Origin of the sequence: Paraburkholderia hayleyella (genome assembly GCF_009455685.1) — a bacterium.
In the GTDB taxonomy this organism is placed as follows: domain Bacteria; phylum Pseudomonadota; class Gammaproteobacteria; order Burkholderiales; family Burkholderiaceae; genus Paraburkholderia; species Paraburkholderia hayleyella.
Window position 1 is genome coordinate 2383115 of the sequence record NZ_QPES01000001.1, and the last position, 14809, is coordinate 2397923.

Sequence of the window (14809 nt, forward strand, 5' to 3'; positions counted from 1 at the left end):
CCTGATCGGCTATAATTTCGTCTTTTTACGACACGAAAAAGCGGAAAAAACGACATGGAAGCGGAACGTCTCAACGCGATCGAAGCCTCTTTGGCAGACCTGCGCCAGCGCGCCGGCGAGCTACGGGGGTATCTTTGACTACGACGCCAAGGCTGCGCGTCTGGAAGAAGTCAACAAGGAACTCGAAGATCCCACGGTCTGGAACGATTCCAAACATGCCCAGGCACTCGGCCGGGAAAAAAAACTGCTGGATGGGGTCGTCGGCACACTGACGGCACTCAATAACGATCTGCGCGACGCGCGGGACCTGTTCGACATGGCCCGCGACGAAAACGACGAAGACACGCTCATCGCCTGCGAAACTGACGCCGCCGCGCTCGAAACCCGCATCGCCGACATGGAGTTCCGCCGGATGTTCTCGAACCCGGCCGATCCCAACAACGCGTTTCTCGATATCCAGGCAGGCGCGGGGGGCACCGAAGCGTGCGACTGGGCCGCCATGCTGCTGCGCCAGTACTTGCGCTACTGCGAGCGCAAGGGCTTCAAAACCGAAATTCTCGAAGAATCCGCGGGCGATGTCGCCGGGGTGAAAAACGCCACGATCAAGATCGAAGGCGAATACGCCTACGGTTTTTTACGCACCGAAACCGGGGTGCACCGGCTGGTGCGCAAATCGCCGTTCGATTCGTCGGGGGGGCGGCACACGTCGTTCTCATCGGTCTTCGTTTATCCCGAGATCGACGATTCGATCGAAGTCGATATCAACCCCGCCGATCTGCGCATTGACACCTACCGCGCCTCGGGGGCGGGTGGCCAGCACATCAACAAAACCGATTCCGCCGTGCGGATCACGCACTTGCCCAGCGGTATCGTCGTGCAGTGCCAGAACGACCGCTCGCAGCACCGCAACCGCGCCGAAGCCATGGCCATGCTGAAATCGCGTCTCTACGAGGCCGAAATCCGCAAACGCCAGGCCGAGCAGGACAAGCTCGAATCGAGCAAAACGGATGTCGGCTGGGGGCATCAGATTCGCTCTTACGTGCTGGATAACAGCCGCATCAAGGATCTGCGCACCAACGTCGAAATCAGCAATACCAAAGCCGTGCTGGATGGCGATCTGGATGATTTCATCAGCGCCAGCCTGAAACAGGGCATTTAAGCTTCGGCCCGGTTGCGGCGAGCTTTCAGCCCAGATTGAGCATTGAGTTTTGAGTATTGAGTTTTCCCGGCGCCGATGGCGTGGCCGCTGGCCACGCTGGTCACTTCGCCGGATTTTGTTTCTTTTACCGCGCCGCTTTTGGCGCCCTGTGCAGACACCTCATCATGAACCAACCCACCCAGACGCCTGCCGCCGCCGAGCTGGATGACAACTCGATCATCGCGGAGCGCCGCGACAAGCTGCGCGCGTTGCGCGAACAGGGTATCGCCTACCCGAACGATTTCCGCCCCACCCATCACGCCGCGGATCTGCAAGAGCACTACGCGGCAAGCGACAAGGAAGCGCTCGAAGCGCAAGCGCCTGCCGTCGCCCTCGCGGGCCGGATGATGCTCAAACGGGTCATGGGTAAAGCCAGTTTCGCCACGGTACGTGACGGTTCGGGCCAGATCCAGTTTTTCATCACGCCCGCCGATGTGGGTGAGGCCACGTACGACGCCTTTAAAAAGTGGGATCTGGGCGATATCGTCGCCGCGCGCGGCGTGCTGTTTCGCACGAACAAGGGCGAGCTGTCGGTGCGCTGCACCGAGCTGCGCCTGCTGTCGAAAGCGCTGCGTCCGCTGCCGGATAAATTCCACGGGCTGGCCGACCAGGAAATGCGCTACCGCCAGCGCTATGTCGATCTGATCGTCACGCCGGAGACACGCAAAACCTTCGTCGCGCGCACCAGGGCTGTGTCGTCGATTCGCAAGTTCATGGCCGACGCCGATTTCATGGAAGTCGAAACGCCCATGCTGCACCCGATCCCCGGTGGCGCGGCAGCCAAACCGTTCGTCACGCACCATAACGCGCTGGACATGCAGATGTTCCTGCGCATCGCGCCTGAGCTTTATCTGAAACGCCTGGTGGTGGGCGGCTTCGAACGCGTCTTCGAGATCAACCGGAATTTCCGCAACGAGGGCGTATCGCCGCGGCACAATCCGGAATTCACGATGATGGAGTTCTACGCGGCGTACACCGACTACACGTGGCTCATGGATTTCACCGAGCAATTGATTCGCCAGGCCGCCATCGATGCCCTGGGCACGGCTAGCATCACCTATCAGGGCCGCGAGCTGGACTTCGCCAAACCGTTTCACCGGCTGACGATCACCCAGGCGATCCAGAAGTACGCACCGCACTACACCGCTGCGCAACTCGCCGACAGCGCGTTCCTGCGCACGGAGCTGAAGAAATTCGGCGTCGATGCCAGCCAGCCGCAGTTTTTGAATGCAGGCGCCGGAGCACTGCAACTGGCGCTCTTCGAAGAAACCGCCGAAGCCCAGCTATGGGAGCCGACCTTCATCATCGACTACCCGGTCGAAGTTTCCCCGCTGGCGCGTGCATCGGATACGGTGGAAGGCATTACCGAGCGCTTCGAACTGTTCATCACCGGACGCGAGATCGCCAATGGTTTTTCTGAACTGAACGACCCGGAAGACCAGGCCGCGCGCTTTAAAAAGCAGGTCGACCAGAAAGACGCCGGCGACGAGGAAGCGATGTACTACGACACCGATTACATCCGTGCGCTCGAATACGGCATGCCGCCAGCAGGCGGCTGCGGCATTGGCATCGACCGGCTGGTGATGCTGCTGACCGACAGCCCGAGCATCCGCGACGTCATCCTGTTTCCGCATCTGCGGCGCGAGGACTGAGATAAACCGGTCAACCGGCCATCAAGTTCGACATCGCGGAGAGCTCCGGCAGCGATACCGCGCGGTATGGTTTGGCCGGACCACGAGGACGCGAGCACGGTCATACCCATGCTCAACCTCCTCATCCGCGCGCTACAGGTCTGGGGAAGCAAAAAGCCGCATTGAAGCGGCCATCAAAAACGGACTCAATAATCCGAGTCCTCGATCCACGCGGTCTGAATCGCCTCCAGAATTTTCTCGCTAGAACGGTTCGGATCGTCATCGAACCCTTCCAGCTCCATCACCCAGCGATGCAGATCCGTAAAACGCACCTGCTGCGGATCAATCTCCGGATGCTTGTCCGTTAACGCCATCGCAATGTCCTGCGTATCGGTCCACTTCATGGCTGATCGCTCCTGTCCGTGATTGAATAATTGAGTGATTTAGTGATTTTCTTTCGCGTGGTTGATCGAGTAACGCGGAATCTCGACCACCAGATCCGCATCGGCCGGCACGAGCGCCTGGCATGACAGACGGGATTCAGGTTCGAGCCCCCACGCCCGGTCGAGCAAATCGTCTTCGCTTTCGTCGGATGGCGCAAGTGTATCGAAGCCTTCGCGCACAATCACGTGGCATGTCGTGCAGGCGCACGATTTCTCACAGGCATGTTCGATCTCGATGCCGTGCTCAAGCAGGTTGTCACAGATGCTCTTGCCTGGCACGGCGTCAATCACCGTGCCTTCGGGACACAGTTCGACGTGAGGCAGCACAATGATTTGAGGCATACAAAGTCCGTGTTTTCGTGAAGTGCGGCAGGTGCCGCGTGGTTTTTTAAAGCGCGCGTCCCGCCTGGCCGGCAGGCATCCCCGCTTTAGAGATCGTCGAGCCGGCGCCCCGCCAGTGCACGGCGAATGCCCTTGTTCATGCGGCGCGCAGCGAATTCGTCCGTGCCTTCGGCCAGTGCATGCGTCGCGGCTTCAAGCGCTTCGACTGCGACATCCTTGCTTTGCAGCCGTGCACGCAACGCCGCAAGCAGCGCATCCAGCGCCGTGCGCTCCGCCGTGTCGAGCAACTCGCTGTCAGCGCTCAGCGCGGCATCCGTCGCTTCGACGAGGCGCTGCGCTTCCACCTGGGCTTCGCGCAACGCACGGGCACGCATATCGACATCCGCTGTTTTGAAGCTGTCTTCGAGCATCTTTGCAATCTCGTCGTCGGCGAGACCATACGACGGTTTGACCACGACCGAGGCCTCCACGCCCGATTGCTGCTCACGGGCAAACACGGACAACAAGCCGTCGGCATCGACCTGATAAGTGACGCGAATCCGGGCAGCGCCCGCCGTCATCGGCGGAATGCCGCGCAGCTCAAAACGTGCCAGCGAACGGCAATCGGACACCAGTTCACGCTCGCCCTGCACCACGTGAATCGCCATCGCCGTCTGGCCGTCCTTGAACGTCGTGAAGTCTTGTGCACGCGCAGCCGGAATGGTCGAGTTGCGCGGAATGATTTTCTCGCTCAAGCCCCCCATCGTCTCCACGCCCAGCGACAGCGGAATCACGTCGAGCAGCAGCCAGTCATCGCCCTCGCCCTGGCGGTTGCCCGCCAGCAGGTCGGCCTGGATCGCCGCGCCTAGCGCCACCACCTGATCAGGATCGAGATTGGTCAGCGGCGGCTGGCCAAAAAACGCTTCGACCGCGCGGCGGATCACCGGCATGCGCGTCGCGCCGCCCACCAGCACTACGCCGTTGATCCCGGCCGGGGTCACGCCCGCATCACGCAACGCTTTTTTAGTCGGCCCTAGCGTGCGTTGCACCAGCGTCTGCGTCAGTGTCTCGAAGGTCGCGGCGTTGATGAGTTGATCGAGCGTTGTGCCGCTCGATAGCGTCACGGTCAAGCGCGTCTCGGGGGCACTGGACAACGCCTCCTTGGCTACCCGCACACTGTCGAGCAGCAAACGGACATCGCCTGGCGTCAGTTGCTGCGGTGCCAGCCCGGCCAGGGCGATGACGTGACGGTAGAGCGCATGATCGAAATCGTCTCCGCCCAGCGCGGAATCGCCACCTGCTGCGAGCACTTCAAATACGCCGCGCGTCAGCCGCAAAATCGACAGGTCGAATGTGCCGCCCCCCAGGTCATAGACGGCATACAGGCCTTCAGCGCCATTGTCGAGACCATAGGCGATGGCGGCCGCGGTCGGCTCGTTGAGCAAGCGCAAGACGTTGAGCCCGGCGAGGCGCGCCGCATCCTTGGTGGCCTGGCGCTGCGCTTCATCGAAATACGCGGGAACGGTAATCACTGCGCCCACCAGTTCATCGCCGAGCGTGTCTTCCGCGCGCTGGCGCAACGTGGCAAGAATTTCGGCGGAAACCTCAACGGGACTCTTCACCCCGTCGATGGTCTGGATCTGCACCATGCCTGGCGCATCGAGAAAATCATAAGGTGCGTTTTCCGCGCCTTCGACCTCGTGTTTGCCGCGTCCCATGAAGCGTTTGACCGAAACGATCGTATTGCGGGGATCGCTGGCGGCTTGCGCTTTTGCCTCGCGGCCAATGTTGCGGCGGCCGTTTTCAAGGTAGCGCACGACCGAGGGCAGCAGCACATGGCCCTCCTCATCGGGCAGCACATCGGGCACGCCATTGCGCAGAGCGGCGACCAGCGAGTTCGTCGTGCCAAGATCAATGCCGACCGCGAGACGCCGCTGATGGGGCGCCGGCGCCATGCCCGGCTCGGAAATTTGCAATAAGGCCATCTGAATTTATCTCTTGAGACTGTACAGCCCAGCGGCTGAATGACGTGATGTGCGCGGTAACAAATGGGAGTTCGGTCAAGATCTGCTATTCATGCCTGCTACAGCTCAAGCTAGCGCGCCGCGGCGCGTTCAAGCATCGAGCTGTCCGATTTGCGTGGTGATTTCAGCCGCCACGCGCTCGATGAACATCAATTGCCTCACGGCCTCGGCGGCTGCCTGATCGGCACCGCTATCGAGCAAGGCGGCCAGTTTGGCGAAACGCAAACGCTCCTCGTCGCGCAACTCGGCTAACAGGGCCTCCAGCGAGCCGATGTTTTTCGCTGCAGCGGCGTCTTCAATGCTCTCGCGCCATTCGATCTGTTGCAGCAAAAAGGCATGCTCCATCGCGGTGTTGTTCTCCGCGCCCACCTCGACGTGCCGTAGCGCCAGCAGATAGGCCGCGCGCTTCAACGGATCGCGCAACGTCTGGTAGGCCTCGTTGGCGCGGGTCGCCCATTGCATGGCGACGCGCTTTTGCGCTTCACCCGCTGCGGCAAAACGGTCGGGATGAACCTGGGCTTGCACCGTGCGGTACGCATGATCGAGCGTCGATGTATCGAGCGCAAACTGCACCGGCAAAGCGAAAAGATCGAAGTGGCTGTCGTTAAGCGAGGCCATCAGTTAAGCCTGTTCCATGAAAAAGAAGCCTGGTAAATGCACAGTTGAGGCACAGTTGAGGCACAGCGGCGCAGCGGCGCAGCGGCACATAGGCCATGGATGCGATGGAATGAAAAAGGCGGCCCGCGCCGCCTTCCTCTTTGCGTGATGCCACACTCACACCCGGAACGACTCGCCGCAACCGCATTTGTCTTTCTCGTTGGGATTGTTAAAACGAAAACCCTCGTTCAATCCCTCACGGGCAAAATCGAGTTCAGTGCCGTCGATATAAGCAAGGCTTTTCGGATCGACGATGATCTTCACGCCATGGCATTCGAAGACCGCATCTTCAGGCGCCAGTTCGTCCACATATTCGAGCTTGTACGCCAGACCCGAGCAGCCCGTGGTGCGCACGCCGAGCCGCAGCCCGACACCCTTGCCACGGCGCGCGAGGTACTTCTGGACATGTTGTGCTGCCTTCTCGGTCACCGTAATAGCCATATCTCTCTCTTCGTACTGAACGCATCTGAACGCATTGCCAACCTTGACAAACCGCGCGCTCAGGCAGCTTGCACTTCACCTGGCTGAGCCGCTGCGCCATGACGCTGCCGGTAATCTGCCACGGCGGCCTTGATCGCGTCCTCGGCCAAAATCGAGCAATGGATTTTTACCGGCGGCAGCGCCAGCTCTTCGGCGATCTGCGTGTTTTTGATCGACATGGCTTCATCGAGTGTTTTGCCTTTCACCCACTCGGTAACCAGTGAGCTCGATGCAATCGCCGAGCCGCAACCGTAGGTTTTAAACTTGGCATCTTCGATGATGCCATTTTCGCCCACGCGAATTTGCAGCTTCATGACGTCGCCGCACGCCGGTGCGCCGACCATCCCCGTCCCAACCGCATCGTCGTCCTTGGCGAACGAGCCGACGTTACGCGGGTTTTCGTAATGATCCAGAACCTTGTCGCTATAAGCCATGATGAAACTCCCTGATTCGATTCAACTGCATGCGATAACAAGCGTCCAGCGGAAAGCGCGTTAGTGCGCGGCCCACTGGATCGTCGAAATATCAATTCCGTCCTGATGCATTTCCCATAACGGCGACAACTCGCGCAACCTGGCAATCCTGCCCTTGAGCAGATTGATGACGTAATCGACGTCTTGCTCAGTGGTAAAGCGGCCAACCGTAAAGCGGATCGAGCTATGCGCAAGCTCATCGTTGCGGCCCAGCGCACGCAGCACATACGACGGCTCCAGCGAAGCCGAGGTGCATGCCGAGCCCGACGACACCGCCACGTCCTTCACGGCCATGATGAGGGACTCGCCTTCAACAAAATTGAAACTGATGTTCAGGTTATGCGGCACGCGATGCACCATATCGCCGTTCACGTAGGTTTCTTCCATTTCCGCGAGGCCGTGCAGCAAACGGTCACGCAACATGCGGATGCGCTCGTTCTCCGTTGCCATTTCTTCGCGGGCAAGGCGAAACGCCTCGCCCATGCCGACGATCTGATGCGTCGCCAGGGTACCTGAGCGCATACCACGCTCGTGACCGCCGCCGTGCATCTGCGCTTCGATCCGCACCCGCGGCTTGCGACGCACATACAACGCACCGATGCCCTTCGGGCCGTAAGTCTTGTGCGCCGAAAAAGACATCAGGTCGACTTTCAGCTGTTGCAGGTCGATGTCGATCTTGCCTGTCGCCTGAGCCGCATCGACGTGAAAAATAATATTTTTCTCGCGGCAGATTTCACCGATTGTGGCAATGTCCTGAATCACGCCGATTTCGTTATTCACCGACATCACCGAAACCAGAATCGTATCCGGGCGCAAGGCCGCCTTGAACACGTCGAGGTCAAGCAGGCCGTTATCCAGAACGTCCAGATAAGTCACCTCGAAGCCCTCGCGCTCCAGTTCGCGGCATGTATCCAGCACCGCCTTGTGCTCAGTCTTGAGCGTGACGATATGGCGGCCGCGGCTCTTGTAAAAGTGCGCGGCGCCCTTGATGGCCAGGTTGTCGGATTCGGTCGCGCCCGAGGTCCAGATGATTTCGCGCGGGTCCGCGTTGACCAGCGCGGCGACATTTTCGCGCGCTTCTTCAACTGCACGCTCCGCATCCCAGCCATACGCATGACTGCGCGATGCGGGGTTACCAAACTGCTCGCGCAAATACGGAATCATTTTGTCCACCACGCGCGGATCGACGGGCGTCGTCGCGCTGTAATCCATATAGATGGGCAGGTGGGGAATATCGTTATTCATCAATCGCTCCGGGGGACATCAATGTTCTGGCTTCCTGGCTTCTGGTTCTGGGCACCCGCTTACTGCCCCGATGAACTGGCCATATTGAAAACTGAATTGGGACCTTTTGGCGTGGCCGGCGCAGCTTCGGTGCGCCTGTCACGCAATACCGCGGGCGCAGCCTCGCGGACGCGCTGCTGATCGACCAGGTTTTGCAGCGAAACAGAATCGAGATACTCGACCATTTTCTGGTTCAGGGTTGACCAGAGTTCATGTGTCATGCAGTGGCCATCCGGCTGCTTGGAGCCTTCGCAGGTGCCCTTGCCGCCGCATTGCGTGGCATCGAGAGGCTCGTCAACGGCGATGATGATGTCGGCTACAGTCACGTCGGCCGCGTTACGGGCGAGATTGTAGCCACCGCCGGGGCCACGCACGGATTCGACGATCTCGTGGCGGCGTAGCTTGCCAAACAGCTGTTCAAGATAGGACAGCGAGATGTGCTGGCGCTGGCTGATACCCGCAAGCGTCACCGGCCCTGAATCATGGCGTAACGCCAGATCAATCATCGCCGTGACGGCAAACCGGCCTTTTGTGGTGAGTCTCATGGTGTGTAAGGGATGCAGGGAAAGTGCAATTCTCGACAATTTTCGTCAAGTATAAATACATGAGTGATTTAGTCAAGTATCCCTGCTGCGATTCAGGTCATTCTCAGGCCATTCGCGTGAGAGCCTCAAAGCCGCCGCAACTGACCGGCAAGTCGTGAAAACAACGTACCCAGAGAGTGCTCAGACGCAAAAAAGCCCGCTCAGTGGCGGGCTTTTTTGAAATTCTTGGGGTGGCTGATGGGGCTCGAACCCACGACAACAGGAATCACAATCCTGGACTCTACCAACTGAGCTACAGCCACCACTGGAACATCGCTGTGTTTCTACTTCGTTACCTCTACTTCGATCCTTCGATCTTTACCATGCACCATGCTTCTGAACAGACTGAATTTTGGCTCTGCCCGGTAAAGAAGAGCGATTATACAAAGACAGATCACGTTTGCCTAGTCTCTTATTCAAGAATTTCGCTAGGCAAGCGCAGATACTGCCGCGCTTCGTCAAAAATCGTCAGATCTCCTTTGGCAAGCCACTTGTTATCCGACAGAATCCGCCGCCAGCCGCGCGCACCCGCGACGCCGTGATACAAGCCGAGCACGTGGCGGCTAATGGCGCCGAGCGAGGTGCCGCGTGCCAGTTCGGTCGCGCAATAGATGAGCAACTGAGCCTCGGCCTTTTCACGGCTTAAGACCGGATCGATAGAGCCGTAAAAACGCTGGTCGACTTCCGCGAGCACATAGGGATTGTGATAAGCCTCCCGTCCTAACATGACGCCGTCAACATGGCGCAAATGCAGATCGACTTCGTCGAGCGTTTTGACCCCGCCATTCAGAATAATTTCGAGGGCCGGAAAATCACGTTTCAACTGATACGCGTATTCGTACTTGAGCGGCGGAATTTCCCGGTTTTCCTTGGGGCTGAGGCCTTTCAGGATGGCATTGCGCGCGTGCACGATGAAGACTTCACAGCCCGCCTCAGCGAGGGTGCCGACGAAGTCGCGCACAAAACCGTAGCTTTCTACCGCATCGACACCGATTCGATGCTTGACCGTCACCGGAATCGAGACCGCATCACGCATGGCCTTCACGCAATCGGCAACCCGTTGCGGTTCGTTCATCAGGCAAGCGCCAAACGCGCCGCGCTGCACGCGTTCTGAGGGACAGCCACAATTCAGGTTGATTTCATCGTAGCCCCATTGCGCGCCGAGTTTGGCTGAGCGCGCGAGGTCGCCAGGATCACTGCCGCCAAGCTGCAATGCAACAGGGGCTTCGTCGGCCGTGAATGCCAGATGCCGTGCAACGTCGCCATGGATGAGGGCGCCGGTTGTGACCATTTCGGTGTAAAGCCATGCATGGCGCGACAGTATCCGGTGAAACGAACGACAGTGGCGATCAGTCCAGTCCATCATCGGTGCCACGGCTACGCGTCTGGGTGTGGGTGTGGATTGCTTCAAATTTTTCGGATCTATCAAGATGTTGCCAATACGTATAGGTGAAATCGTGAAATCTTGCCGAACAGGGCATGCTCCGTAACAAAGCGGCAAGGAAAAATCGGAGGATTGGCTGAATCTGCTGAACTATCTGCTGAATTACGCCGGAGCACAATTTTACAGTACCCCATGATGGGCCAGCAGCCCTTCGGGGGCGGTAGCGCTCACCATTGAACTTAAAGCGGATATTCCATCACCCACGCCATTGGCAACAAGTGTGGATATGGAAAATGGAAAACTGTTTAAACCATGAAAAATAAATACCTGCCGCAATAAAATAAATTAAATGGCTGCGTTTTAATTAAGATTAATGGAAATTTCAAGTACCCAATGCCTGCACGAAAAAACCGCTCAAAACCATCGCCAGCCAAACCGGCTGAAAAACCTGAATGCCGAAGCCACAAACATCCTGATATGCGCCCATCCTTTGCGCGCAGCGCCACCGCCGTAATGGCGCACCCGTACCTCCGGTACATACACCACGCGCGCAGACTCATGCGTGCGCAAACTGAGGTCATAATCTTCGAAATAAAGAAAATAGCGGGAATCGAAGCCGTTCAGCTGCTTCAGCAAGGCTGTTCGAAACATCATGAAGCAGCCGCTGGCAATAGGTGGATCCCAAACGACATCATTAGCATTAATCACCTCGCGCATTTCGTAACGCGCAAGCCGTGCGGCAAAATAACGCCGGAAACGCAGCGGCAAAAAGCCCCTGACAAACAGGTCAAACACCGTCGGATAACGGCGGCATAAATACTGTAAATGTCCTTCATCGTCCTTGATACAAGGCGTCAATAAACCTGCATCAGCATGCTGATCGAGAAAATTCACCGCGTTCACCAAGGCGTCGGCGTCGAGATCGATATCGGGGTTCAGCACGAGGTGGTAACGGCTAGTGGCACGTCCAAGCGCCAGGTTATGGCCACGGCCATATCCCACATTGCCATGCCCGCTGAGCAAAACCGGTGTCACGCCGCAGTCATGCAATACGCTCAGGCTAGTGGCGATATCGGGAAGACCGCCATTGTCGACCAGATACAGTGTCATGGTAACGCCCGGTACATCTGGCGCTTTGGCACGCAATGCAGCACAGGCACTCGCCAGGCTCGCTAGCGTCCGTGTCAGCAGTAAAACGTCCGGCCGATAGACGACAACGGACACCGACAAGATCTGATTTTGATTCTCAAGGTGCATGCGCGACAGATACCCGCTTGTTAAAGCGTAATTTGAACGGTCCCAGACGGTTGTCTGCATCAATTCCGCGCAATCAGCATCGCGCGGATAAAACCCACGTCAGCAAGCCGCCCAATATTGAAAAGCGGACATCATACATGCCGCTGCATCTGGCCTCCCGGAAGCCGGAAGAAGAAAAACGCCGCTCAACGACGGGCGACACATGGCATTGTGCAACGGAAATCGCAGACGCCAGGTTTAGATCTCAAAAACGTTATAATTGCGCCCGGCAATTTCCCTGACATGCTGGACCTGCTGCATCGCCTGCGTCACGGCGCCCCGCAAAAGCCATCCATGAACGCCGCGATCAGCCAATGCGGAATCTCTCCAACACGCACTCCCGCATTGGCAAAAAATGCTCACGGGTGCGTATTTTGATTAATCACGAAAGTTGATTAATCACGAAAGCGTGAAAAATTATCTAATAATTTTCTTATAAATTAGCGAAATGCGAACCATTCTGATTCATTATCATTTATTCAAAAATGCAGGCTCTACTATAGACAGCATTCTTGAACGCAACTTCCCCGGTGAAGCCCACGGCCACCTCGAAGGCCCTCTCCCCTGGTCCACCGTCAGTCCGCAGGAACTGCTGGAATACGCCCTCGCCAACCCGGCAGTGCGCGCTATCTCCAGCCATCAGGCCCGCTTGCCCGTGCCGCAGCATCCCGGCATCACGTTTGTCCCGATCCTGTTTTTGCGCCATCCGATTGATCGTGTGGCATCGGTATACGAGTTTGAGCGGCGGGAACCGGCGGACAGTCTCAGCCCGAGCGTGGCCATCGCGCAAAATGGCGGGTTCGCCGCGTTCGTGAACTGGGTGGTCGGACGCGAGACCACCGCGGTCTGCCGCAACTTCCAGGTGGCCCATCTCGCCCATGCCCAGCACGACATGCGGGAAGCACGCGCCACCCACGACGATTACCTGCAAGCGCTGGCCCACCTTAAAAACCTGCCCTTTTTCGGTATCGTTGAATCGTTTGAAGCGTCGATCCAGTTACTACGAAATGCTCTCCCACCCGAGTTAAACCAGCTCGACCTCGACTTTACGATCAAAAATTTCAGTCCGGGACGAAAAGCAACGCTGGAAGCCCGCCTCGAACAGATTGAAAAGGAACTCGGGCCCTCGCTCTACCGGGAACTACTCGAGCACAATGCGCTGGACATGCTGCTATATCGCCAGGCTCAACAACTGTTCGCGGAAAACTGTGCTCGTCATGAGACAGGCAAGATCCCAGCATCAGGGCAAAGCAGCGGCTGGCCACGCGTCAAGCAGTGGTTAAAATTCGAACTGTTCAAATAACATCCAGACTCGGGTTTAATGCTTGGGCGTGCTTCCTGAATTCGCCGTTTTACCCGTTGGTACGTTATCCTCTCTCCGCGCTGGCACTTAATCGGCAGGCCGGATGGCAAAACAGAATGCCATCATCACACGACATTGCAGCCGGAAATAAAATAATTTCTGTTCCATCGAGGCTAAGCCCATGCGTCACTACGCGAACGACGAGCCGTTACCCCCTTTGACAAAAGTATCTGCCCCGGTTGCATCAGGCACTCGCCTCACCCTGCCTTTTCTGCTTGTTGTCGTGGTTACGCTGGGACTGGCAATCTATTGGCGCTTTGCTCAATGGATGCCAACGGTTTTTTATGGGGACGATCTCTATAACGTGTTTGCCACGCTAAAGGACCATAGTTTTATCAGCGAATGGCAGCAGGCGTTCACCATGCAGTTCTATGAAAAGTACCGCCCTGTATTCGAGCTAGCCTGGCTGGGTCTAGTCCGCACTTTTCAGACCAGTCTGCGCGGCTACCTCGCCTTTAACCTGTGCCTGCATCTGCTGAGTGCGGCGATCCTGTTCCTGATAGCCATGCAGTTGTCCAATGCCAACCGGGCCGTCAGCGCGCTTGTCGCACTCACCTTTGCCAGCTCGCGTTTTGCCCTGTATCAGGTCACGCAAGCCACAGGGCCGGTCGAAGGCATCGCACTCATGCTGTTTCTGCTGACCCTCGCCGCCCTCGTCGGCGCATGTCAGAAACCCGACGAAAAACGCTGGCCGTGGTTCACGGTCATGGCTTTTACCCTGTGTATCTATACGCATGAACGATACATTGCACTCACACCGGTACTCGCTATCGCGCTCATCGCGTTACGCGGAAACCGGGCCAACCGGTGTTGCGCGGCGTTCGCATGCGTAGCGGTAGCGCTGCTCAACGTGTTCATCAAAACGGTGGTTCTACGGTCGGCATTTCTGGTTGGAACAGGAACGACGTATTTTGACGTGAACCTGCAGCGCATCATCGGGCAAACGCTTCAGGCAATCTTCTCAATAGTTGGCTTTAACTACGGTCCTGACTTTCTGGCAGGCCACAGCATCGTATTTGGCGAATCGCTTCCAGGCGACGGCATTGTCCGCGTTCTGGCAAGCGTGGTGGTATGTGCTGCGATGATTGCCACCGTTTATGCAATCGTCGCGGGGCGACGAGCCCATGATGCGCGCCGCTGGTATCCCCTGTTTGGCGCGGCCATGCTGGCCGCCATCCTGGTTCCGCCCATTCTCACCATTCGCATGGAGCAACGCTGGCTGTATGCGCCCTTCGCGCTCTTTCTGTTATTGCTCGCCTGGACGGCGCGTCTGCACGGGCGAGCACGGCTTGTGCCAACCCTCGCAAGCCTTGCAGCCTGCCTGTCATTGCTAGCCATCGACTTCCTGATGAGCTCGTACATCCCTCGCATCTTCTTCATCTCCGCCTCGACCACCGCAACCCTGGCCAAACGCGACCTCGTCGATGCCCGTGCGGCTTCGCTGGGTCAAGACCTGGTATTACGTATAGCGCTCGATCAATGTAAATGGACCCTGATCCAGGGCCGCTTCTTTGCAATATACGAAGGCGAAGCACGCAAGCTCTACTGCGCGGATACCGATGAAGCATTTAAAGCCTTGCAGCGCAAGTATCCGCATGCACACGCATGGACCTACACCCCTGGCGTATCTTTCACACCAGCAGCCAGGCCTTAACCACTCTTTCTGCCGTG

The 14809-nt window shown here is 57.8% G+C and carries 15 protein-coding genes and 1 tRNA gene; 4 read left to right on the forward strand and 12 right to left on the reverse strand.

Features of this window, described 5'->3' with window-relative positions; genetic code table 11:
• Positions 1–54: 54 nt before the first annotated feature.
• A protein-coding gene (gene prfB / locus GH657_RS10525; RefSeq protein WP_153100714.1) for a peptide chain release factor 2 occupies positions 55–1159 on the forward strand; the annotation gives its coding sequence in 2 pieces (ribosomal slippage) (positions 55–135 and positions 137–1159; 1104 coding nt in all).
• Here the strand turns inward: prfB and GH657_RS10530 are convergent.
• Entirely contained in the window at positions 1156–1332 is a 177-nt protein-coding gene (locus GH657_RS10530; protein ID WP_153100715.1) for a hypothetical protein, read from the reverse strand. The two genes, prfB and GH657_RS10530, sit on opposite strands and share 4 nt — an antisense overlap.
• Here GH657_RS10530 and lysS point away from each other — a divergent pair.
• Positions 1324–2850 (forward strand): lysine--tRNA ligase, encoded by a 1527-nt coding sequence (gene lysS / locus GH657_RS10535; RefSeq protein WP_153100716.1) that lies wholly within the window; start codon positions 1324–1326, stop codon positions 2848–2850. The two genes, GH657_RS10530 and lysS, sit on opposite strands and share 9 nt — an antisense overlap.
• Before the next feature lie 185 nt (positions 2851–3035).
• On the opposite strand, the gene iscX is transcribed toward lysS, so the two are convergent.
• The 11 genes from iscX to GH657_RS10590 form a co-directional block, all read right to left on the reverse strand.
• Positions 3036–3233 (reverse strand): Fe-S cluster assembly protein IscX, encoded by a 198-nt coding sequence (gene iscX / locus GH657_RS10540; RefSeq protein WP_153100717.1) that lies wholly within the window; start codon positions 3231–3233, stop codon positions 3036–3038.
• Positions 3234–3272: 39 nt separating this feature from the next.
• The gene (gene fdx / locus GH657_RS10545; RefSeq protein ID WP_153100718.1) at positions 3273–3614 is read right to left on the reverse strand and encodes an ISC system 2Fe-2S type ferredoxin; all 342 of its coding nucleotides are present in this window, start codon (positions 3612–3614) and stop codon (positions 3273–3275) included.
• Between the two features lie 86 nt (positions 3615–3700).
• The gene (gene hscA / locus GH657_RS10550) at positions 3701–5578 is read right to left on the reverse strand and encodes a Fe-S protein assembly chaperone HscA (protein WP_153100719.1); all 1878 of its coding nucleotides are present in this window, start codon (positions 5576–5578) and stop codon (positions 3701–3703) included.
• Between the two features lie 129 nt (positions 5579–5707).
• Positions 5708–6235 (reverse strand): Fe-S protein assembly co-chaperone HscB, encoded by a 528-nt coding sequence (hscB, locus tag GH657_RS10555; protein WP_153100720.1) that lies wholly within the window; start codon positions 6233–6235, stop codon positions 5708–5710.
• 156 nt (positions 6236–6391) lie between these two features.
• Complete coding sequence (gene iscA, locus GH657_RS10560) at positions 6392–6715, reverse strand: iron-sulfur cluster assembly protein IscA (protein ID WP_153100721.1); 324 nt, start codon at positions 6713–6715, stop codon at positions 6392–6394.
• A gap of 59 nt (positions 6716–6774) precedes the next feature.
• Entirely contained in the window at positions 6775–7188 is a 414-nt protein-coding gene (gene iscU / locus GH657_RS10565) for a Fe-S cluster assembly scaffold IscU (RefSeq protein WP_153100722.1), read from the reverse strand.
• 60 nt (positions 7189–7248) lie between these two features.
• Positions 7249–8472, reverse strand: a complete 1224-nt coding sequence (locus tag GH657_RS10570; protein ID WP_153100723.1) for an IscS subfamily cysteine desulfurase — start codon at positions 8470–8472, stop codon at positions 7249–7251.
• Between the two features lie 59 nt (positions 8473–8531).
• Entirely contained in the window at positions 8532–9056 is a 525-nt protein-coding gene (iscR, locus tag GH657_RS10575) for a Fe-S cluster assembly transcriptional regulator IscR (RefSeq protein ID WP_153100724.1), read from the reverse strand.
• Between the two features lie 226 nt (positions 9057–9282).
• A tRNA-His gene (locus GH657_RS10580) sits at positions 9283–9358 on the reverse strand.
• 149 nt (positions 9359–9507) lie between these two features.
• On the reverse strand, positions 9508–10506 hold the full coding sequence (gene dusA / locus GH657_RS10585; protein WP_281349411.1) for a tRNA dihydrouridine(20/20a) synthase DusA: 999 nt from the start codon (positions 10504–10506) through the stop codon (positions 9508–9510).
• Positions 10507–10893: 387 nt separating this feature from the next.
• Entirely contained in the window at positions 10894–11736 is an 843-nt protein-coding gene (locus GH657_RS10590) for a glycosyltransferase (RefSeq protein ID WP_153100725.1), read from the reverse strand.
• Positions 11737–12223: 487 nt separating this feature from the next.
• Here GH657_RS10590 and GH657_RS10595 point away from each other — a divergent pair, with 487 nt between their 5' ends.
• Together GH657_RS10595 and GH657_RS10600 are read left to right on the forward strand one after the other, a co-directional pair.
• Complete coding sequence (locus GH657_RS10595; protein WP_153100726.1) at positions 12224–13078, forward strand: sulfotransferase family protein; 855 nt, start codon at positions 12224–12226, stop codon at positions 13076–13078.
• 217 nt (positions 13079–13295) lie between these two features.
• A complete protein-coding gene (locus GH657_RS10600; protein ID WP_153100727.1) occupies positions 13296–14792 on the forward strand; it encodes a hypothetical protein in 1497 nt (498 codons plus the stop codon).
• The last annotated feature ends 17 nt before the right edge of the window (positions 14793–14809 follow it).